The organism is Paenibacillus sp. OK076 (genome assembly GCF_900110055.1).
Lineage (GTDB): Bacteria > Bacillota > Bacilli > Paenibacillales > Paenibacillaceae > Paenibacillus.
In genome coordinates this window covers 4068221-4090589 of sequence record NZ_FOCH01000001.1, presented here as the reverse complement: position 1 = coordinate 4090589, position 22369 = coordinate 4068221, and the positions used below count along the sequence as shown (strand labels likewise).

At 45.1% G+C, this 22369-nt stretch carries 18 protein-coding genes; 16 read left to right on the top strand and 2 right to left on the bottom strand.

Annotation, left to right across the window (positions count from 1 at the left end; translation table 11 throughout):
* Positions 1 to 128: 128 nt before the first annotated feature.
* Positions 129 to 1463: a PhoH family protein gene (locus BMY78_RS18320; RefSeq protein WP_024628438.1), complete on the top strand. Its 1335-nt coding sequence runs from the start codon at positions 129 to 131 to the stop codon at positions 1461 to 1463.
* Positions 1464 to 1685: 222 nt separating this feature from the next.
* Positions 1686 to 2966 carry an ABC transporter substrate-binding protein gene (locus tag BMY78_RS18315; RefSeq protein WP_090901541.1) on the top strand — a complete coding sequence of 427 codons (1281 nt, stop codon included), beginning with the start codon at positions 1686 to 1688 and terminating at the stop codon, positions 2964 to 2966.
* Here BMY78_RS18315 and BMY78_RS18310 read toward each other — a convergent pair.
* Complete coding sequence (locus tag BMY78_RS18310) at positions 2958 to 4037, bottom strand: coiled-coil domain-containing protein (protein WP_090901538.1); 1080 nt, start codon at positions 4035 to 4037, stop codon at positions 2958 to 2960. The two genes, BMY78_RS18315 and BMY78_RS18310, sit on opposite strands and share 9 nt — an antisense overlap.
* 188 nt (positions 4038 to 4225) lie before the next feature.
* The gene (locus BMY78_RS18305; RefSeq protein ID WP_053781237.1) at positions 4226 to 4462 is read right to left on the bottom strand and encodes a DUF2626 domain-containing protein; all 237 of its coding nucleotides are present in this window, start codon (positions 4460 to 4462) and stop codon (positions 4226 to 4228) included.
* A 317-nt stretch (positions 4463 to 4779) separates the two neighbouring features.
* Between BMY78_RS18305 and BMY78_RS18300 the strand changes: the two genes are divergently transcribed.
* The 14 genes from BMY78_RS18300 to BMY78_RS18235 all read left to right on the top strand — a co-directional run bounded on the left by BMY78_RS18300 (position 4780) and on the right by BMY78_RS18235 (position 22265).
* Entirely contained in the window at positions 4780 to 5430 is a 651-nt protein-coding gene (locus BMY78_RS18300) for an RsfA family transcriptional regulator (protein WP_063567002.1), read from the top strand.
* 141 nt (positions 5431 to 5571) lie between these two features.
* Entirely contained in the window at positions 5572 to 6534 is a 963-nt protein-coding gene (locus BMY78_RS18295) for a ketopantoate reductase family protein (protein ID WP_090901535.1), read from the top strand.
* On the top strand, positions 6534 to 6908 hold the full coding sequence (locus tag BMY78_RS18290) for a DUF3397 domain-containing protein (protein WP_090901531.1): 375 nt from the start codon (positions 6534 to 6536) through the stop codon (positions 6906 to 6908). The genes BMY78_RS18295 and BMY78_RS18290 overlap by 1 nt, the downstream gene beginning before the upstream one ends.
* 151 nt (positions 6909 to 7059) lie before the next feature.
* The gene (locus tag BMY78_RS18285; RefSeq protein WP_090901528.1) at positions 7060 to 8757 is read left to right on the top strand and encodes a peptide ABC transporter substrate-binding protein; all 1698 of its coding nucleotides are present in this window, start codon (positions 7060 to 7062) and stop codon (positions 8755 to 8757) included.
* A gap of 189 nt (positions 8758 to 8946) precedes the next feature.
* A complete protein-coding gene (locus BMY78_RS18280; protein ID WP_090901526.1) occupies positions 8947 to 9879 on the top strand; it encodes an ABC transporter permease in 933 nt (310 codons plus the stop codon).
* 47 nt (positions 9880 to 9926) lie between these two features.
* Complete coding sequence (locus BMY78_RS18275; RefSeq protein ID WP_371121656.1) at positions 9927 to 10808, top strand: ABC transporter permease; 882 nt, start codon at positions 9927 to 9929, stop codon at positions 10806 to 10808.
* A gap of 17 nt (positions 10809 to 10825) precedes the next feature.
* Complete coding sequence (locus tag BMY78_RS18270) at positions 10826 to 12589, top strand: ABC transporter ATP-binding protein (protein WP_090901523.1); 1764 nt, start codon at positions 10826 to 10828, stop codon at positions 12587 to 12589.
* 155 nt (positions 12590 to 12744) lie between these two features.
* Positions 12745 to 14376, top strand: a complete 1632-nt coding sequence (gene bshC, locus BMY78_RS18265; RefSeq protein WP_090901519.1) for a bacillithiol biosynthesis cysteine-adding enzyme BshC — start codon at positions 12745 to 12747, stop codon at positions 14374 to 14376.
* 45 nt (positions 14377 to 14421) lie between these two features.
* Positions 14422 to 15687 carry an adenosylhomocysteinase gene (locus tag BMY78_RS18260; RefSeq protein WP_076288121.1) on the top strand — a complete coding sequence of 422 codons (1266 nt, stop codon included), beginning with the start codon at positions 14422 to 14424 and terminating at the stop codon, positions 15685 to 15687.
* Between the two features lie 276 nt (positions 15688 to 15963).
* Entirely contained in the window at positions 15964 to 16401 is a 438-nt protein-coding gene (gene mraZ, locus BMY78_RS18255; protein WP_017687291.1) for a division/cell wall cluster transcriptional repressor MraZ, read from the top strand.
* 18 nt (positions 16402 to 16419) lie between these two features.
* Positions 16420 to 17370, top strand: a complete 951-nt coding sequence (rsmH, locus tag BMY78_RS18250) for a 16S rRNA (cytosine(1402)-N(4))-methyltransferase RsmH (RefSeq protein WP_090901516.1) — start codon at positions 16420 to 16422, stop codon at positions 17368 to 17370.
* Positions 17371 to 17397: 27 nt separating this feature from the next.
* Entirely contained in the window at positions 17398 to 17826 is a 429-nt protein-coding gene (locus BMY78_RS18245; protein ID WP_090901513.1) for a hypothetical protein, read from the top strand.
* A gap of 50 nt (positions 17827 to 17876) precedes the next feature.
* On the top strand, positions 17877 to 20207 hold the full coding sequence (locus BMY78_RS18240; RefSeq protein ID WP_090901510.1) for a penicillin-binding transpeptidase domain-containing protein: 2331 nt from the start codon (positions 17877 to 17879) through the stop codon (positions 20205 to 20207).
* A 93-nt stretch (positions 20208 to 20300) separates the two neighbouring features.
* Positions 20301 to 22265: a stage V sporulation protein D gene (locus BMY78_RS18235; protein WP_090901508.1), complete on the top strand. Its 1965-nt coding sequence runs from the start codon at positions 20301 to 20303 to the stop codon at positions 22263 to 22265.
* The last annotated feature ends 104 nt before the right edge of the window (positions 22266 to 22369 follow it).

The following is a 22369-nucleotide window of genomic DNA, read 5'->3' as shown; positions in this document are numbered from 1 at the left end:
TTCAGAATGGTTGACAATTATTTTGTCCTAGTCGAATACATTTATGTATGGGAGCATGATTGTCCATGCCGCTGCTGAAAGATCACACTTATCCATGCCTTTAACGACGCCGCTTTGGAGGGGATTGAATGAAAAAGATTTTTGTATTGGATACGAACGTGCTTCTGCATGACCCCAATGCCATATTTGCCTTTGAGGAACATGAGGTAATCATTCCCGCGGTTGTACTGGAGGAGATCGACTCCAAAAAAAGAAATGCTGATGAAATTGGTCGTAATGCCCGTAACGTATCCAGACTTCTTGATGGGTTGCGTGAACTGGGACATCTGCACAGTGGCGTCCCCTTGGCTAACGGAGGCAATCTGAAAGTGGAACTGAATCACCGCAGTTTTGTGAAAGTACAGGAAATGTTTGGAGAAGTGTCTAACGATAATCGGATTTTGGCCGTCGCCCTGAATTATCAGATTGAGGAAAATGAGAAAGAGGTTGTTGAGCGCCAGGTGGTTCTGGTCAGCAAGGATGTGCTTGTTCGTATCAAAGCGGATGTACTTGGTCTTTTCACACAGGATTACTTGTCAGATCGCACGGCAGGTCTCAGTGAATTATATCCAGGCTATACTGCCCTTAAGGTTCATCCTTCGGTCATTGATGAGTTTTACACATATCGCTTTTTACCGATCAAACCGTTACAGTTGTCTTATTCGCTTTACCCGAATGAATTTGTAATTCTCAAGGATGAGATGGGAACCAATAAATCGGCTTTGCTCAAAGTAAACACAGAGGGAACAAAGCTGGAGCCACTTTTTCTGAGTAATGATAATGTATGGGGCATCAGTGCACGTAACGCGCAACAGCGGATGGCCCTAGAACTGCTCCTGAATGATGACATTCCACTTGTCACGATTACAGGAAAGGCAGGAACGGGAAAAACCTTGTTGGCTCTTGCTGCGGGGTTGCTGAAAGTGGAGGATGATCATAAGTACAAAAAATTATTGATCGCCCGTCCGGTTGTTCCGATGGGGAAAGATATCGGTTATCTTCCTGGAGAGAAAGAAGAAAAGCTGAGACCATGGATGCAGCCGATTTATGATAACTTGGAATTTTTGTTTGATACCAAAAAAGCAGGCGACATTGATAAAATTTTGATGGGACTTGGCAGTATTCAGGTGGAGGCACTCACATATATTCGTGGTCGATCTATACCAGGACAGTTTATCATTATCGATGAAGCACAGAACCTGTCACGTCATGAAGTGAAGACCATTGTATCGAGGGTTGGTGAAGGCAGCAAAATTATTTTGATGGGTGACCCTGAGCAAATAGACCATCCTTATCTGGATTCAGCAAGTAATGGTTTGACGTATATTGTGGAGCGATTCAAGCAAGAGGGAATCAGCGGACACATTATGCTGGAAAAAGGAGAACGTTCCAAGCTGGCGCAGCTTGCGGCGGATTTATTGTAAGGAAACGGGAAGTTATTTCCCGGAAAATGTTTCTATTGAACCGGCTCTTCGAGCCGGTTTTTTTGCTGAAAAAATAAAAATCAGTTATTGCACAGAACTCGATATGCTCGAGGTATGCAAAATATCAGAAAACTGTTTTTTGGCAGGATAGGACAAGAGCACTACTTATTTGTTACAATGAGTGTTGCAGGAAAAAATTAGGTGAGCAAGGAGGGGAAGTTAATGAAGCGTGGACACCAGGTTATTTTGTTCGCAGTACTGCTGCTTTCGTTAACGATTCTGTCTCCCAGCTTTGATTTTAGAGGTTCACAGCATAATCAGGAGCGAGACCAGGAAAAAGATGCATTTCCCAACACGTCATCACGCAGCGAGGACCAACATGCCCCTTTAGAGATTGTAGTCTCGATGTCAGAGGCAGACTTTAAATCGTTTAAAAAAATGGCCAATGAAGTAGCGACTTCTCAACATGTGGAAATCAGTCTTCGGAATTTGGAGCCGGATACATATAAGCGAGTGCTTGATAATAAATTTTCGGTAGGGGAGAGCGGCGATATTATTCTTCTGGATAGTGCGGAAGTTCAATATCATGCCAAAAAAGGACATCTGTATCCGTTAAACGGTACAACGCTGTCCAAGTCGTTAGGAGGAACGGTGGTTGGCTTGCGGGAATTGACAGAGTGGAATGGTTACCAATGGGGTATGCCGTTTGATTTTGACGCTTATGTACTCGCAGCTCGTTCCCCATTCCTGGACAAAGCCGGTTTGGCAGGTTTACCCGAAAATAAGGAGCAGTGGGTCAAACTTGTACAACAAGCAAAGCAAGACGGAACGGATTTATTAAGTATAAACTTAAATGACCTGCAAGCGGTAAGTGCGTGGTTGAATCAGTTTGAGCCAGGCATGTCCCCGAGTAAAATTAAGAAAGCGCAAACTTCTTCGCAAACGGAGGCGTATCAACAGATTATACAGCTGCTGGATCAGATTCAATCGCATATTACGGCCGAATCAATGAATCCGACGATTTCTGCTTCTGGTGAACAAACGGAGGCTCCTATGGCAGTAACGTTGCTGTCAAGTTTGTTGAGCGTAAATCAAGGTGTGGAAGGTGAACAGGATTCATCGGAGAAGATAGCTTTCAGTGCGTTGGAACCTCTAAGATCAAGAAGTCTTGTTATCGCAGCTGGCTCACTTGAGGCGGAAGAGGCCAGCCGCTGGATTGAAGGAATGACTTCCTCTTCTGTGCAAACGGAATGGTACCAACAGGCTAACTACTTACCAGCAAAGCAACAGGAACTAGATCTTGAGTCACAGAAACTAATAACGAAATATGATACGACGGATGTAAAATCCTGGTTCCCAGCAGAATCTTCACAGACTGTAATGACTGAAAGTCCTATACTAGCTCCTGCCTTTCAAAAGAAGATCCAACAACTTCTCGTCGGAGAGATCACGGCTAATCAGTACGTCAAAAGCATTATTGCCTTGCAAAGCTCGTCAGAATGAAATGGCGAGCTTTACTTCAAGTATGCCTTCAGTTGTGGATACCTCTGTGGCTTTGACAAACGACAGAATTTTCTGTGGGTAAAATCCGAGATCGAATTCTCGTTCCAGCATACGACGTGTGGTATCAGGTAGTTCTAACTGATTAAACACAAGTTTATCGACATGAAATCGAATTGAATTCTGAGGTTCATTCTCGACCGTATAATGACCTTCAATGCTTAATTGCAACTGATCACGCTGCCCTGAGGCGGTAATTCGATCTTTGTCGAACTGAAAGGCGAAGTCTTTAAAGATCGGATTCTGCGATCGTAGGAACGTATTTAGCTCATCTTGTCCAATTTGAATGGTATACGTTGTTCCGGTCGTGGAGATGCCGCCGTTTTGTTCCTGGATAAATTGCGGCAGATTCTGCATGGCTGATGCCAATGCTTTGAAATATCGCTTGACCTCGTATATGCCGATGTTCTCCCAATAGATGGTCAACTCATCCATCAGTTTCTGCATGGCTGCAGCATCCCCGCTGGCAGCTACTTTTCCGTCAACTTCTTTCTGTAATGCAAGTACTCGTTCACGTTGATTTTGAAGATTGTTTTTAAGTTCAGACAGTTCTGCAGAGGTTTGGTTAATCTGGGCAGACGTTTGCTGCATGTTGCGATATCGATCCTGATACTTGTCCAGCACAGCCTGATCCCTGCCAATAATGATCTGATAGTAATCGTATAGAATGAACAGGTCCTTAATGGATCTTGCTCCCAGTACCGTCATCAAGAGGCTATCACGCTCTCCGATATAGTAGGATCTTACAACTGCACCCGCACGGTCTTGCTGAGTATGTATCTGGTCTTCCTGTTCCTGGAGCTGAATGGATAACGTCTGACGCTGTTCGTCCAGCTGTTTTTGTCTATCTGCAATACGTTCGATTTCATGATCGATTTCGACGATGGATAGGCTCTGTTGCAGTATTTCGCGTGTTTCCTCAGAGGAAGGCTCTCCATAGGCATAAGTCCAAGGTAGCTGGATCAAAAATATAATGCATACGATGAAGCCGGGAATGCCGTATCGACGTTTCACCCATCATTCTCCTTTCCATGTGTAATATGTACATACAATGCGAACGGGTTTAGCTCTTCCAGACAATATATGAAATAGATACGTGAAATATCCGTAGTGGTTACATAACACAAAGAATAGTCATTTAATCTGAAAACGACAAAAAAGCAATCCGACATTAGCCGGATCGCTTTGATGCTGCTGGCGGATTAGAGCGGCAAATCCATTTGGAATACGGTCCAGTAGCTGAACCCTGTGAATGTCACGATCATATAACCCCAGAAGAGCAATATGTACGTACGTTCCGTAAATTTCAAATATCCCAAAATGACAAAAAACGCAGTCTGCAGGAAAAAAAGCAAAGCCATTTCGACCAGGTCTCCTGCAAAAGCCATCAGGCCAATCGCTAGCGTGAAGAACCCGAGTACCCGAAACATGCGCGCCACGGTAAGTCCTCCTCTCCTATGTACGATCATAGATTGTCTACACAACATTATACCGGGAAAGGAAAAAGGTGTAAACAAAATTGGATATGAAAGCGAATTCTTTTTTTTTGGCTAAAAAGAGTTAAAGTATGGTTTGTTTTGCATATGTAACGTATGAGTACTCATAAATGTGGAAATACATTTTAGTATGAAATCAATTCTATGAACTCTATGAGAGGCATAAGAATGAATGAAGCAGCTTTTATACCTAATTCACATACCGGGAAATCGGTTATGCGGACGGTTATTTTAGGATGTTGTTAGGAGGGTATTATAGCATGACTGCAGTGAGACAGGATGCTTGGAGTACAGAGGACGATTTGATTTTGGCTGAGGTTACTTTGCGTCATATTCGGGAAGGAAGTACACAACTGGCCGCTTTTGAAGAGGTTGGCGAAAAAATAGGCAGAACTTCTGCCGCTTGCGGTTTTCGCTGGAACAGCTGTGTACGTAAGAAGTATGAGTCTGCTATTAGCAATGCTAAGGCTCAACGACAAAAACGAAGTTATCTCCGCAAACAACCGGCTTTGCTCGGACCACAGGTAGCAGCTTTGTCCACACTGGATACAGAAGAGAATTTGTACAAAGCGGATGGGATTTCGGAAGACTCTCTATCCATTGATGCAGTTATACGATTCTTGCGGCAATGGAAGGGAACTGTACAGGAAAATGGTCGCCAGCTTAAAATGCTTGAGAAAGAGCTTCGTGAAAAAGAGGATGAACTTCATGAACTGCGTTGCGAGAATGATCGTCTGTCTAAGGAAGTAAATGAAGTACAGACCGATTATCGTGTTGTAAACGACGATTATAAAGCTTTGATTCAGATTATGGATCGTGCTCGCAGACTCGCATTTCTGACAGAAGAAGAAGAGGAACTCAAAACGAGATTCAAAATGGACGCCAACGGGAATCTGGAACGAATTGAATAACAAAATGTGTTTGATGTTAAGCATTAGATAAGGGCCCGTCACACCTCCGTTACATAACGGCGGGTATGACGGGTTTTTTGTTTGCCGTTTTTGTTCTATTATAAGTAAAAGCAACTATTGGAGTAGAGGTAGGGATGCAGCATGATCATTGACGTTGTAGGATCAGGGTCACTGGGTCTTTTGTATGGAGGAAAGCTTCAGGACGCAGGCAACGAGGTTCGATTTTGGACCAGAACAGCTGAGCAGGCAAATAAACTGAGTTTAGAAGGATTTAAGGTCATTGAACGAGAGAAAACCATCCAGATATCATCTGAGCATATCCAGGTAAAACCGATTACGGAGTTAACCCGAGTGTGGGAACACTCGCCTGGAGATTGGCTACTATTAATGGTGAAACAGACAGCGATACAGGATGTTATACGTGAACTTGGTCCATTGGAGGCGCGAGTGATGAACATCGCATGTTTCCAAAATGGGGTTGGACATCTGGATTATGTGCAATCCAATATGCCGCATTCCAATGTATATAGCGTCATAACGACAGAAGGGGCGAAACGTCAGCAAGATGGAGTCATCCGTGCGGGTATAGGAGAGACCTGGTTGGGCAAAAGTGCAGATGTACGTATCTCATCTCTAACGCCGATGGATCAAAATGAACCCATTCGTTTACAGGGGCTTTTGCAGCAGGCAGGATTTGGCTGTACAGTGTCGAATGAAATCGATAAGCTGATTTATAGGAAGTTGTTAATCAATGCTGTTATTAACCCTCTTACCGCAATATGGCGTATTCCTAACGGTGAGTTAATCACAAGGGAAGAGCGAATTAGGTTCATGCGTCAGCTGTATGATGAGGCATTGGCAGTATATGAAGGCAGCGGAATACTTATTGATGGGGATGTATGGGAACAAATTCTCTCCGTCTGTCGTTCTACAGCCTCGAATACATCCTCCATGCTGTCGGATGTTTTGCATGGACAACAAACGGAGGTGCAATCCATTAACGGGCAAATCGTAAGTATGGCGTGTCGGTGTGGCCTGTTTGCTCCGACGCATGAAGTACTGCTTCATCTGATTGAAGGTATGCAACCGGAAGGAGTGAGTTAATGGGATTTTTTATTGTACTGAGCATACTGCCGTTCTTTCCGTTTATTCTTGTGTATTGGATCATGTACGGATGGAAGAAAGATAAGCGTGTGGCGTTGAGTTCGGCGATGGATGTAACAACCTTATTTCTTATTTTCTCAGTATCGGCGTTATTCAACTTAACATTTGATTCGAATTTTGGATTTTATTTAACACTTATACTCATACTAATAGCGCTTGGATTCATCGGAGGAGCACAAAATAGGCTCAAAGGTAAGGTCGATGGGGGTAGAATGTTCCGGGCCGTTTGGCGCATGGCTTTTGTCATAATGAGTTTTGGGTATGTTTTGTTTACTATATTTGGATTATTTAGATACTTCATGAAACAGATGTGAGGATACATAACGCAAAAAGGCTAAAAAATGTGTCGATTTTGTCGAAAACTGAAAAAAACATTACTTTCTGAAAAAGTAATGTAGATTTTTTTGACCGGTGGTTGTATAATCTATAAACATATACCACATCAATTTAGGGGGAAAGTGTTAGATGAAAAGGAAAAGTCTATTAGTCCTTTTGACGCTGATTTTGGCGTTCGGTACCGTACTTGCAGCGTGCGGATCGAAAAACGAAGGCACAGGTAACACCGATACTGGTTCTGCAACCGAAGGAAATGGTCTTGCTAAAGATCAAGTCCTGAAAATTAACCTGTCAGCTGAACCTCCTACGTTAGACCCGGCTCAAGCAAAAGACAGCCAAACCAACACTGTTCTGAAATTCTTGTATGAAGGTCTTGTGCGTATCGACGCTGATGGTAAAGAAGCTCCAGGCGTTGCTAAAGACTGGACAATCTCCGAAGATGGTTTGAAATATGTTTTCAACCTGAACCCGGATGCAAAATGGAGCAACGGTGATGCAATCACTGCCGAAGACTTTGTACGTTCTTGGGAACGTGCGTTGAAACCGGAAACAGCTTCTCCATATGCTTACCAATTGTATTACATCAAAGGTGCTGAGGGTTACAACCTGAGCAAAGACGAAACATATAAAGGTACTAAAATCACAGACTTCTCTCAAGTAGGTGTTAAAGCTACTGATGAGCACACGCTGGAAGTAACGTTGGAAAACCCAACACCTTACTTCTTGGGTCTGACAGCATTCTACACGTACTACCCAGTACACAAGTCTGCTGACACGAATGACAAATTCTTCACAGACTACAAAAACATGATCGTTAACGGACCATTCACAATGGATCAATACGCTAAAGGTCAAAAAATCGTCGTGAAGAAAAACGAAGGCTACCATGCAGCTTCCGATATCAAATTGTCTGAAATCAACATGTCCCTGACAAACAGCAGTGCTTCTGAACTGCAAGCTTACAAATCAGGACAATTGGACTACACAGGCGCACCTAACGGTGAAATTCCTTCCGACCAAATTCCTTCTGTAAAAGCGGAATTGCCGGACGAGTTTAAAGCTACTGGTATTGCTAGTACGTACTACTACCAGTTCAACGTTAATGAAGCTCCATTTAACAACGTTAAAATCCGTAAAGCTTTTGCAATGGCTATTGAACGTCAATTGATTGTTGACAAAGTAACACAAGGTGGACAAATTCCAGCTTTCGGCTTTGTACCTCCAGGTATCCGCGGTGAAAACGGCGAATTCCGTGATGAGCACAAAGATGACTACTTCACTGAAAACGTAGAAGAAGCTAAGAAATTGCTTGCTGAAGGTATGAAAGAAGAAGGCTACACAACATTGCCTGCAGTAACATTGATCTATAACACTAGTGACGGTCACGCGAAAATCGCTCTTGCTGTTGCTGATATGTGGAAGAAAAACCTTGGTGTTGACGTGAAAACGGAAAACCAAGAGTGGGGCGTATTCCTTGAGAACCGTCAAAACCAAAACTTCCAAGTGGCTCGTGCAGGTTGGTCTGCGGACTACAACGATCCGTACAACTTCTTGGAAATGTGGACAACAGGCAACACAAACAACGATGCTAAATTCAGCAACGAACAGTTTGACAAAGATGTTAAAGAAACTGTAAAATCGGCTGATCCTGCTACACGTATGGCTGCTTTTGCTGATGCAGAGAAAGTCCTGATTCAAGATGAAATGGCAGTAATGCCAATCTATTACTACACTAATGTATCTTTGACTAAGCCTTACCTGAAAGGCGTACAACTTGATTTCAGTGGAGCGATTGACTTCACTCGTGCATATCTGGAAGAGAAATAAGTTGTTCTGAAGTCTATATGATTACTTCGGGATATATATGTGGAATTCCATATATATCCCGATTTTTTTGTATGTGCACCGATTTTCCTTATAATTCTTGAAATTTCCGATAAATGGATTGGACATTATTCTTGTCTAATTCTACAATCGATTTGTATACAAAATATTGTTTGTGGAGGTGTGCAAGGGTTGGTTAAGTACGTGCTGAAAAAACTGCTATTTATGCTGCTATCGCTTTTCATACTCGCATCAGCAACCTTCTTCCTGATGAAGGCCATTCCGGGTGACCCTTTTACATCCGAGAAAAAAGTATCACCTGAAATCCGGGCACTTTTGGAAGTGAAGTATGGTTTGGACAAACCGATGTATGAACAATACCTGAAGTATATGGGTGGAATCATTCAGGGTGATTTCGGGGTTTCTATGAAATACCTGAATCAGGATGTAACCGGTATGATCACTCAAACGTTTACAGCATCGCTGAAGTTAGGTATCTTTGCGATTATTATCTCAATTGTTGTTGGTGTGTTGTTAGGGCTTATTGCCGCAGTTTACCATCGCAAGCTGATTGATGATATTACGATGATCCTCGCTGTTATCGGGATTGCTGTACCAAGTTTCTTGCTCGCATCCCTGGTGCAGTATGTTTTTGCATTCAAACTCGGCTGGTTTAACGTTATGGGCTTCGATGGCCCACTCGACTATGTGCTTCCGGTTGCAGCACTGTCGGCATCGCCAATTGCCTTTATCGCTCGTTTGACGCGTTCAAGCATGTTGGAAGTATTGCATGCCGATTACATCAAGACAGCCAAGGCCAAAGGTTTAAAATGGCCTGCTATTATGTTTAGACACGTTTTACGGAACGGTATTTTGCCAGTTGTTACTTATGTTGGTCCGATGACAGCAAATATTATCACAGGTTCCGTTGTTATTGAGCAAATCTTTAACATTGGTGGAATTGGTAAAGTGTTCGTAGAGAGTATTACGAATCGTGATTACACGATGATCATGGGAATTACAATCTTCTATGGTATTCTCTTGATGCTTGCGCGTTTCCTGACAGATATTGCTTACGTGTTGATTGATCCTAGAATTAAGCTAGAAAGCCGGAAGGGGGCATAACGTTGTCTGGCACGAATAACAACAATAATGAAACGGCGAACACAGGCCTGGATAGTCAGGCAGCGTTGAAATCGCAAGAGAGTGTATCGCTATTCAAAGACGCTATGTACAGACTTGCAACCAACAAGGCCGCTATGATTAGTTTGGCTGTTCTAGTCCTTGTTGTCATTTTCTCTATGATTGGTCCAACTTCGTTGTTCTCAAGCTATAATTATTATTCCAATGATTTGTTGAATGCCAATGCTGCACCGAGTGCAGAACACTGGTTTGGAACAGATGAACTGGGTCGCGATGTATGGGTAAGAACCTGGGTAGGTGCACGTGTGTCTCTTACTGTAGGTTTGGCGGCTGCTTTGATTGACCTTGTTATCGGGGTCATTTATGGAGCCATTATGGGCTTCTACGGTGGACGTGTTGATGGCATCATGAACAAGTTCTCTGAGATCCTGTACTCCCTGCCTTACATGCTCGTTGTTATCTTGTTGCTGGTTGTATTGGAGCCAAGTCTGACAACGATTATCATTGCACTTACCATCACAGGCTGGATCAGTATGTCTTGGATTGTGCGTGGTGAGATTATGCAGCTCAAAAACAGAGACTTTATCCTTGCTGCTCGTTCGATGGGCGCAAGCACTGGACGTCAACTGTTCCGTCATTTGTTGCCAAATGCTGTCGGACCAATTCTCGTTACATTGACGTTGTCCATCCCAAATGCGATCTTCGCAGAAGCATTTTTGAGCTTCCTCGGATTGGGTGTATCTGCACCTAAGTCCTCTCTTGGATCTATGATCAATGATGCACTTACAGGCTGGACGCTGTATCCTTGGCGGATGTGGTTCCCTGCAGGTTTGATGGTTATGACAATGCTTGCATTTAACTTGCTTGGTGACGGTTTGCGCGACGCGCTTGATCCGAAATTACGTAAATAGAAATAGGAGGTGGGATTATGGAGCCGATTTTAACAGTCAAAGACCTGAGTGTGTCATTTACGACGCGTTCTGGTGAGTTTGATGCCGTTAAAAATGTGAGTTTTGAACTTGGCAAAGGAGAGACGCTGGGGATCGTAGGTGAATCCGGTAGTGGTAAGAGTGTTACTGCCCAAACCATCATGAAATTGATTCCCTCCCCGCCTTCGAAGGTCAAAAGCGGAGAAATTACTTTTCACGGGCAGGACCTGCTGAATAAGACAGATAAACAGATGGAAGCCATCCGTGGTAAAGATATCGGCATGATCTTCCAGGATCCAATGACTTCTTTGAATCCTACCATCAAAATTGGTAAGCAAATTACCGAGGTACTGCGCAAGCATCAGAATATGTCCAAAAAAGACGCTGAAAAAAGCGCATTGGAAATGCTCGAACTTGTAGGCATCAAAAATGCGGAAGTGCGTATGAACCATTATCCGCACCAATTTTCCGGTGGTATGCGCCAGCGTGCTATGATTGCGATTGCCTTGGCATGTCGTCCATCCCTTCTGATTGCGGATGAACCAACAACTGCACTCGACGTAACGATTCAGGCACAAATCCTGGATGTTATGAAGGACATGCAACAAAAACTTGGAACTTCGATCATGCTTATCACACATGACCTTGGAGTAGTCGCAGGAATGTGTGATCGTGTTGTCGTTATGAAGGAAGGCGAAGTTGTCGAAACAGGAACAACTGCTGAAATCTTCAGTAATCCTCAACATCCATACACAATTAAATTGCTGAATGCTCTTCCTCGTCTGGACGAGCCTAAAAAAGAAAAGCCTACTCCAGTTGGTATTATCAAAGGTGCCAACAAGCCGCTGGTTCAAGTGAAGAACCTCAAACAATACTTCAATTTGGGCAAAGGGAATATTCTCAAAGCGGTTAATGATGTTAGCTTTGATATTTTTGAAGGCGAAACACTTGGAGTTGTAGGGGAGTCTGGATGTGGTAAATCCACAACGGGCCGTACAATTCTGCGCCTTTATGAGCCAACAGGCGGAAATGTTAACTTTAATGGAACTGACATCTACAAGCTGTCTCCGCGCAAGATGAAAGAAATGCGTAAAGATATGCAGATGATTTTCCAGGATCCTTATGCATCTTTGAACCCACGTTTCAACGTTATGGATATCATCGGTGAATCTCTTGATATTCACGGTCTGGCATCGAGTAAGGCAGAGCGGAAGAGACGCGTTGAAGAACTGCTGGATCTTGTAGGCCTGAATCCTAGCCATGCACTCCGTTATCCACATGAATTCTCAGGTGGTCAAAGACAACGGATCGGGATTGCCCGTGCATTGGCCGTAGACCCTAAATTCATCATCTGTGATGAGCCGTTGTCTGCATTGGACGTGTCCATTCAGGCTCAGGTCGTTAATTTGCTTGAAGAACTTCAGCAACGCCTCGGTCTGACATACCTGTTCATTGCGCATGACTTGTCCATGGTTAAACATATCAGTGACCGTGTAGCTGTAATGTACATGGGTAAAGTGGTGGAGTTGGCAGAAAGTGAAGAACTTTATGCGAATCCGATTCACCCTTACACCAAAACATTGCTGTCTGCGATCCCTGTACCTGATCCGGAAGTAGAAGCGAGCAAACGTCGCATTTTGCTTCCAGAAGAACAAGCACTTAAGAATGGATCTGGTGGTCCTGTAAATGATCCATACAACCTGCAGAACGCTCAATTGATTGAGGTATCCAAAGGTCACTGGGTTGCAGAACCTTACGTATAAAAAGTACAAATTTCATTTGGACTTATCCATGAATATCAAACCGCCGACTTTGTTCGGCGGTTTTTTATTTTTTGATGCACTTTCTTTTGACGAAGAGGGCTCTCATTCGGTACAATCAAGAAAGGCTCTTTGAAGCAGAATAGGAGGCAGACCTCATGAAAGGTATTACCGAGGCACTCCGCAGCGGAACGCGACTTGCAGAAGACTATGTCTGTTCAAGGGATGCTGCGCGTGGCCTTTACGAGTATGACATTCGCTGGGAATCGGGGCTTCATGCGCGTGCCGAGTGGCTGGACCAATCGGAGAACACACGTATTCCTCGTCAACGTCTGGCAGAGTATCTACGTATATATAATAAACGTGTGAACGATCATGGTGCAGTCCATGAATCCATCACACGTCTCGCGGAACAGGATGCGTTGGTTGTTACGGGAGGACAGCAAAGCGGCCTGCTTACAGGTCCGTTGTTTGTAATTTACAAAGCAGCAAGTGTAGTTGCAGCTGCGCGGGAAGCGGAGAACAGGCTACAACGGCCGGTCGTTCCCGTTTTTTGGATTGCAGGTGAAGACCATGACTGGGATGAAGTCAACCACACATATTTGCCTGACGCCAGCGGTGATATGACGAAGATCAAGTTACAAGGGCGGTTTGCAGGCAGGGATTCTGTGAGTAATGTCCATGTGGAAACAGAGCATTGGATGACTGTGCTGGAGCAGGTGGAACATCTGTTACCGGATACGGTGCACAAACCAGGTTTGATGAAGCTGGTTACGGAAATCCATCAGGCGAGTTCGAACCTGAGTGATGCGTTTGCTCGGTTTATCTCAGCGTTATTTGGCAGCAGTGGACTTATTCTGTTGGATGCTGCGGATCCAGACTTGCGCAGACTAGAGCAGCCTGTATTTGAACGCTTGATTCGTGAAAATGGGACATTACGCCAAGCCTATGCACAGGGGGCCTCCGCATTGAAACAAGCCGGATATGCCATGCCTGCTGAAGTTGCAGAAGATGGGGCCAATCTGTTTTACATACATGAAGGGGCACGATTGCTTCTGATGTTGAAAGACGGCTTGTACAGCGACCGTAAAGGTCTGGTTTCATTTACAGAAGAGCGACTGCTTCAGGAACTGGCTGAACATCCCGAGCGGTTTAGTAACAATGTATTGACCAGGCCATTAATGCAGGATTCCATTTTACCTGTAGCGGCTGTTATTTTGGGTCAAGGTGAAATCGCGTATTGGGGATTGACGCGTGAAGCGTTTGGCCGTTTCGGGCTGCAGATGCCTATCTTGCTTCCACGTCTGTCCTTTACCATCATGGAAGATGTTCATCACAAACATATGGTGCAGTACGGTCTTTCTTTCCAGGACGTTCAATATCATATGGAAGAAAAGAAGGAACAATGGCTGGCACAGCAGGAGACCTTCCAGGTCGATGAACAGTTCGAGCGCGTTCAGCAAGCATTTGCCGATCTATATCGTCCATTGCTTGATCAGATTGCAGAGATCCACCCTGGTCTGGACCGAATTGGAGATACCAATGTAGGCAAGATCAGCGCACAGATGCAATATCTGCAACAGCAGACCCACAAAGCCATTAAAGATAAACACAATGTGAGTCTAAGACACTGGAACGGGATGCAAAACTCACTCTTTCCCATGAACAAACCACAGGAACGAGTACATAACGTACTCTTTTACCTGAACCGTTATGGAACCGAGTGGATCGGACAACTGATTGAAAGTCAGAACGAATTCCGTGGACAACACCAAGTGATCACATTGTAGTGACCTTTTATAATAGAAGGAATAGATAATCTAGGAGGATGAGGAATGACTACCCCTGCATTGCAAAACAGTATCGTTAAGGATATGGGTCTCGCTTCGGAAGGTCATCTGAAAATTGATTGGGTAGAAGCGCATATGCCGGTGTTAAACCGCATTCGGCGCCAATTTGAACAGGATCTTCCGTTTAAAGGGTTGAAAGTAGCCATTTGCCTTCACCTTGAGGCCAAAACAGCTTACCTGGCGAAAGTCATTCAAGCTGGTGGTGCAGAAGTGACGATTACACACAGCAATCCATTGTCAACGCAGGACGACGTTTGTGCTGCTCTGGTGGAAGACGGCGTTACGGTGTATGCCAAACATAATCCAGACCCTGTAGAGTTCAAAGAACTGCAGCTCCGTGCACTTGAAGTGAAACCTGATCTGATTATTGATGACGGTGGAGACTTTGCCACTATTATTGCATCTGAACGTCCTGATCTAGCTGCGACGATTCGTGGCGGAGCAGAGGAAACGACAACGGGCATCATTCGTCTGAAAGCTTTGGCGAAAGAAGGACAATTGCGTTTCCCAATGGTTGCAGTCAATGACGCTTATTGCAAATACTTGTTTGATAACCGTTACGGTACAGGTCAGTCTGCATTCGATGGCATCATCCGTACAACCAATCTGGTCGTTGCAGGAAAGAACGTAGTTGTAGCGGGTTATGGATGGTGTGGTAAAGGTGTAGCGATGCGTGCCAAAGGGCTTGGAGCAAATGTTATCGTAACTGAAATCGATCCTATTAAAGCCGTAGAAGCACATATGGACGGATTTCGTGTCATGACGATGGTGGAAGCTGCCAAATTGGGTGATTTCTTCATCGCTGTTACCGGCAATAAAGACGTGATCACTGGAGAGCATTACGATGTGATGAAAGATGGAGCAATTCTTAGCAATGCGGGTCACTTTGACGTGGAAGTAAACAAACCTGAACTTGCTAAACGTTCCGATTCGATTCGTACCGTACGCCGCAACATTGAAGAATATCGCTTCAAAGATGGCCGTAAGATGTATTTGCTGGCTGAAGGACGTCTCGTAAACCTGGGTGCAGCCGATGGACACCCTGCCGAGATTATGGATACAACGTTTGCTTTGCAAGCGCTGGGTCTGCGTTATGTGAGTGAAAACTATGCGGAACTGGGTAAAACCGTTGTTAATGTACCTTATGACATCGATCAACAGGTTGCCAGCTACAAACTGGAAAGCTTGAATATTGCCATTGACTCCCTGTCCGCCGAGCAGGAAAAATATCTGGACAGCTGGAAATTCTAATAGTCATCCATTAATTACAAGCTGATTAAGTGCTACAAAGGGTTTAAAATAGTTTATTAATGATATGGCTCATATGCGGGTGTACGTACGATTGCCCGTAAGCGGGAAACGTCTTTGATCCTGAGTGACAGGATCAAAGACGTTTTTTTGCGGTTATTAAATTAAAAAAAAGTAAAGCCCGTAAGAAGGGTTTTGATTTTTTTGTGCGAATCTATTATGCTTAGGTGGTGGAAAGTGGGGCAAAGTGGGAGAAACGGGTGAGGAGTGAGTGGGCCAATGTTTATGGGGGAGTTCCAACATAGCATTGATGACAAGGGTCGGGTTATTATTCCGGCTAAATTCCGCGAATCTCTGGGACCGTCTTTCGTTGTCACACGGGGTTTGGACCAGTGTCTTTTCGTGTACCCCATGGAGGAGTGGGGGGTCATGGAACAGAAGCTCAAAGCACTGCCATTGATGAAATCCGATGCTCGTGCGTTTACCCGGTTTTTTTTCTCGGGTGCCACCGAATGTGAATTGGACAAACAGGGCAGGGTAAATTTGCCGGGCAATCTTAGAGAGTATGCCAAGCTGGACAAGGATTGCGTTGTTCTTGGCGTGTCGAACCGGGTGGAGATTTGGAGCAAAGGCATATGGGAGAGTTATTTCAATCAATCCGAAGAAGCATTCAACGACATTGCCGAAAAGCTGGTCGATTTTAATTTTGATCTATAAAGTCAGGAGGGGTGCAGGTTGTTTCACCACATAACCGTACTCAAAGAAGAGGCAACAGAGGGTTTAAACATCAAGCAGGACGGTATATACGTGGACTGCACTTTAGGCGGTGGCGGACACAGCTCCGTGATTGCATCCAAGCTCGGTCCAGGGGGACGTCTGATCGCACTGGATCAGGATGATTGGGCTTTGGATAATGCGCGTGAAAAATTGGCTCCATACGGAGAGCGGATTACATTGGTCAAAACCAATTTCCGTGATCTGGAGCAGGTATTGAAAGAACTGGATGTACCGATGAAAGATGGCGTGCCACAGGTAGATGGAATTTTGTACGATTTGGGGGTATCATCGCCGCAATTCGACGAAGGCGAACGTGGATTTAGCTACAACCACGATGCTCCGTTGGATATGCGTATGGATCAGGACGCGTCTCTTACCGCCAAAGAGATTGTTAACGAATGGCCGGAAGAGGAGATTGCCCGCATTTTGTATCGCTATGGTGAAGAGAAATTCTCTAGAAGAATTGCTCGTGTCATTGTTGAAAAACGAAAGCAGTCCACAATTGAGACTACTGGCGAACTGGTGGAATTGATCAAAGAAGGGATTCCGGCGGCGGCGCGTCGTACCGGAGGACATCCTGCAAAACGCAGCTTTCAGGCATTGCGAATTGCCGTTAATGATGAGCTGGGCGCGTTCGAAGAAGCGTTACATCAGGCCGTTCGGTGCTTGGCACCAGGCGGACGTGTATCTGTTATTACTTTTCACTCACTTGAGGACCGAATTTGCAAACAGATTTTTAGCAGTTATCTGGAGAAATGTACTTGCCCTCCCGATTTCCCGTTATGTGTTTGCGGCGGTAAGGGTGTCTTGCGTTTAGTGAACAGAAAGCCGCTGATTCCAACGGAAACGGAACTGGCCGAAAACTCCCGTGCTCGTTCAGCAAAGCTGCGCGTAGCCGAGAAACTGTAAATCAAGAGCAGAGGAGAGAATCGGAGTATGGCATATACACGTGGTAATCTGGCAGTGAAAGAAAAAGCGTCCCAAGAACGTGTGACCCAGCAGCGGTACAAGGAAACTACCAAAGTGGTGACCCGTCGTACCGGTCTTCCGGCACGCGAGAAATTTTTGTATCTGATTACTCTGTTTGCAGTGATTGTTGTGGGTGGTTTAATGATGTCGCGTTACGCTCAAATCTATGATCTGAATAAGCAGGCACAGACGACGCTGTCTGACGTGAGAGAAGCAGAGAAAACGATTGCAGATTTGCAAGTGGAAAAAGAAAAACTGAACAATCTGGTCATCGAGAATGCTCGCAAACTTGGTTACGTTGAGGCTTCCGGCAAGGATGTCATTTTTGTACCTCGCTCAACAAGTACAACGAACTCGACAGGGACTGAATCGTCCTCGGATACAGCAAATAAGTAGAACATTTTGTATCAAGCTATACAAAGTGCTGAAGCAAAAGAGGTGTACCGATGGTAAAAAGAATAAAGATGCGCACACTGCTTATAGGGGGATGTATTACCCTCTTTTTTCTTGTATTAATAACCCGCATCTTTTTTATTCAGGTTGTTAATGGCGGTATTTGGCAGGAGCGAGCGGCTGGTTTGGTTGAACGCGAACAAACCATCAAGGCCAGTCGTGGGACAATCACAGACCGCAATGGTAACATTTTGGCGACGGATGCGCCTGCTTACACGGTGTCTGTAAACCCAGAGATGATTAACAAGCTTGGAATTGAAGATGTGATTATTGACAAATTATCGAGTTTATTGGGTAAAAGTGAGAGTGAAATGCGAGCACTTGTAACAGCTAAAAAGGAAGATGGGACATTCTTTCAACAACGTGAAGTGCGCAGTGAAGGGTATAAAATTAGTCCAGAACTCGCTGCTAAGGTAGACGAATTTCGCGAAAAACTTCAGGATGACTACAAGGCTAAAAACGCGATTGTCATGACACAGGAGTCGAAGCGATATTATCCGGAAGAAACGCTTGCCTCTCATTTGCTGGGATACATGAGCCGTGATGGCAAAGCGGTTAACGGACTTGAAGTCTCCTATGATGAACAGCTTACAGGTACAGATGGTTATCTGAACTATCAGAAGGACGCCAAAGGGTACAAGCTGCCTGATTCCCAGGACAACTATCTTCCACCGCAGAATGGAAGTAACTTGAAGCTGACGATTGATGATACAATTCAGTACTACATCGAAGATGCAATGAAAGAAGCAGTGGCCCAGTACAATCCACTGAGCATGACTGTTATTGCAGCAGATCCAAACTCAATGGAAATCTTAGGAATGGCCAATTGGCCGACCTTTAATCCTAATACGTATGCGGAAACGCCGGATCAGAAAAATTTTATCAACCATGCGATACAATCCATCTATGAACCAGGGTCTACTTTTAAAATTGTTACTCTGGCGGGTGCAGTTGAAGAGAAGTTGTTTGATCCGAATGCTACGTTCGAATCCAAGCGAATCTATATCGGTGGCTATCCCATCAGTGATAACGGTCACGCCTATGGCCGGATTTCCTACTTGGAAGGTGTTAAACGTTCAAGTAACATTGCGTTTGTTAATCTGGGTTATAACATGCTTGGCGGTGAACGTTTGCGTCATTACATAGACCAATTCGGTTTTGGTAAAAAGACGGGTATTGATCTGCCGAGTGAATCAGCATCACCAATCAAGCCGCTGGTTTATAAATCGGAAATTGCCACAGCAGCATATGGCCATGGTCTTGTACAGGTAACTCCAATCCAGCAGGTAGCAGCCGTTTCGGCCATTGCCAACGGTGGGAAACTCATGGAGCCGCACTTGGTGAAGGAGATTATCAATCCAAATGACGGTTCATCCGAAGTGATCAAGCCTAAAGTCGTTCGTCAGGTCATTTCCAAAGAATCTTCCAAACTGGTGAGCGGGTACCTCGAGCAGGTTGTTGCAGATCAGACGATTGGTACAGGACGTAATGCTTACATTGAAGGGTATCGTGTGGCTGGTAAAACCGGTACGGCCAGAAAAGTTGTCAACGGGGATTACAGTAAATCCAAAGACGTCGTTTCGTTTATCGGATTTGCACCCGTAAATAATCCTAAAATTGCGATCCTGGTTGTGATTGACCAGCCGGACGGTGCCAATATTGGCGGGGGGACAGCCGCCGCACCGGTATTTAAAAAGATTGCCAGTCAAGCTCTTCAATATATGGGAGTGCCGAAAGATACGGTGAAAACCACTGACAAAAAGTCTAAAACAACTCCGGTCGTTCAAGCCAAAGCTCCTGATCTGTCAGGTAAGACAGCGAAACAGGCCAGAAGCCAGCTTTTGAACGCAGGGATTGCCTATGAAACGCTCGGTCAGGGTGAAAGTGTTATTCGTCAGTACCCTGTAGCGGGTGCGTCCATGAATCCCGGTCAGCGAATCTATCTGCTGACCGAAGAGAGCAGCAAGATGAAAATCCCTGATCTGACAGGTGAATCTCTCCGGGATGCACTTGAAGTACTTTCTCTTATGAAAGTGGGCGTAACCGTTAAAGGCGAAGGGTATGTCGTGAAGCAAACGGAGCAGGTGTCAGGCGAACAGAGAACGGTTCAGCTTAGCTTGCAGACAGCCAAAGCGGCGGTTACCGGTATAGCAGATGAAGCTCCTGAGTCTTCTGATCCAACGTCAGAAGATAAGGCTAACAACCAAGTGGAATCTGATGAAGCGGTGAACACCGAAGAAACGGGCAAAACGGATACTACAAATCCACCTTCAAATGAGACAAAATCGTCTGATAACACATCAGACGAGGCTTCGCTTCCATAGAGATCACAGACAGCTTGTTCTAACCCCCGGTTGTCCTGAATATTCATGAATGGAACACAATCATGATTTTGGGACGAGTGGGGGGATCTTTTCGTGAAGGGGTCAAGCGTAAATCTGCGCCGCAGGTTGTTATGGAGTTTAGTGATTTTAGTTCTGTTATTCTCAGCCTTGGTGATCAGGCTTGCTTATGTACAGTTAGGGAAAGGACCGGAACTATCTGCGAAAGCGGAAGAGTCTTGGCGGCGGAATATTCCTTATTCAGCCAAACGAGGAGAGATCCTGGATCGAAATGGAACCTCTCTCGCCTACAATATAACTACACCAACCATTATGGCGATTCCTGCCCAGGTGAAGGAAGCGGAGACCACAGCAAGAGCACTGGCTCCTTTGCTGGGTATGACCGAAGAGAAAGTGCTGGCAACCATCAAGAAAAGAGAACTAATTGTACGACTACAACCCGGTGGCCGCAAAATTACGATGGAGAAGGCTCAGCACATCCGTGATTTGAAGCTTCCGGGTATCGTTGTTGCTGAGGATAATAAACGCTTTTATCCTTATGATGATCTGGCGGCTCATATTCTTGGTTTTACGGGCATTGATAATCAGGGATTAACGGGTGTAGAGAAAAAGTATGATGATAAACTGAACGGTTTGAATGGCAGTGTGTCCTACTTGTCCGATGCGGCCGGAAGGCTTATGCCGGGCTCATCTGAGAAGTATGTGGAACCAAAGGATGGTCTGAACCTGAAGCTGACTATTGATAAATCGATTCAGTCCATCATGGAGCGGGAGCTGGATCAGGCTATGGTCAAGTTCCAGGCCAACTCGGCGCTTGCCATTGCAATGAACCCTAAGACGGGTGAAATTCTTGGCATGGCCAGTAGACCCGGATATGAACCAGCCGATTATCAGCAATATCCGGCCGAAGTATACAACCGGAATTTACCGATCTGGATGACGTACGAACCAGGTTCAACGTTTAAAATTATTACGCTCGCAGCAGCGCTTGAAGAGAAAAAAGTAAATCTGACGCAGGATCAGTTCTATGATCCCGGATTTGTTGAAGTTGGTGGCGCTCGCCTGCGCTGCTGGAAAAAGGGCGGCCATGGAAGTCAGACCTTCCTGCAAGTTGTGGAGAACTCTTGCAACCCTGGATTTGTTGCACTGGGTCAGAGACTGGGCAAAGAATCATTATTCTCCTATATTAAAGACTTCGGATTCGGTACCAAAACAGGCATCGATCTGAGTGGTGAGGCAAGCGGAATTCTGTTCAAACTGTCACGGGTCGGACCTGTGGAGCTTGCGACCACTGCTTTTGGTCAAGGGGTATCCGTTACGCCGATTCAGCAAGTAGCGGCTGTGTCAGCAGCTATTAATGGTGGTAAACTATACAAGCCATATGTTACAAAGGCTTGGGTTCATCCCGAAACGGGTGAAGTGATGGAAGAGGCCAAGCCGGAACTGGTTCGACAAGTCATCTCGGAAGATACGTCCAAGCAAGTACGTGAAGCACTTGAGAGTGTTGTTGCCAAGGGTACGGGACGTCCGGCGTTTATTGATGGATACCGGGTTGGCGGCAAAACGGGTACAGCCCAGAAAGTAATCAATGGACGTTATTCCTCAACTGAGCATATTGTATCCTTTATCGGTTTTGCTCCGGCGGATGACCCGCAGATTGTGGTGTATACGGCGGTGGATAACCCGAAGGGAATTCAGTTCGGCGGCGTGGTTGCCGCACCGATCGTACAGAACATTCTGGAGGATGCGCTGCATTATATGAATGTTCCGGTTAGGAAGGATCAGGTAGCCAAAGAATACAAGTATGGAGAAACCAAAATCGTGACGGTTCCCGATCTGACAGGAGCTACGGTCGAAGACCTGTATGAGGATCTGAATATGAACTTTATGCTTGCCAAATCCGGTAGCGGAAAATATGTCATTAACCAGGCTCCAAAACCAGGAGCTAGGGTTGATCAGGGTTCTACCATACGCATCTATATGGGTAATGTTCTGAATGATATTCATGATCACACCAAGGAGGAAGGACAAGAGCCCTGATGGGGCTCTTGATCCCCACCGCAACAAAATGCACTGAGTTGCGTTTCATTAATTGGCTGTGTTGACGATATTAGTGATTACAGAGAACTGTTGAAATTGAAGTA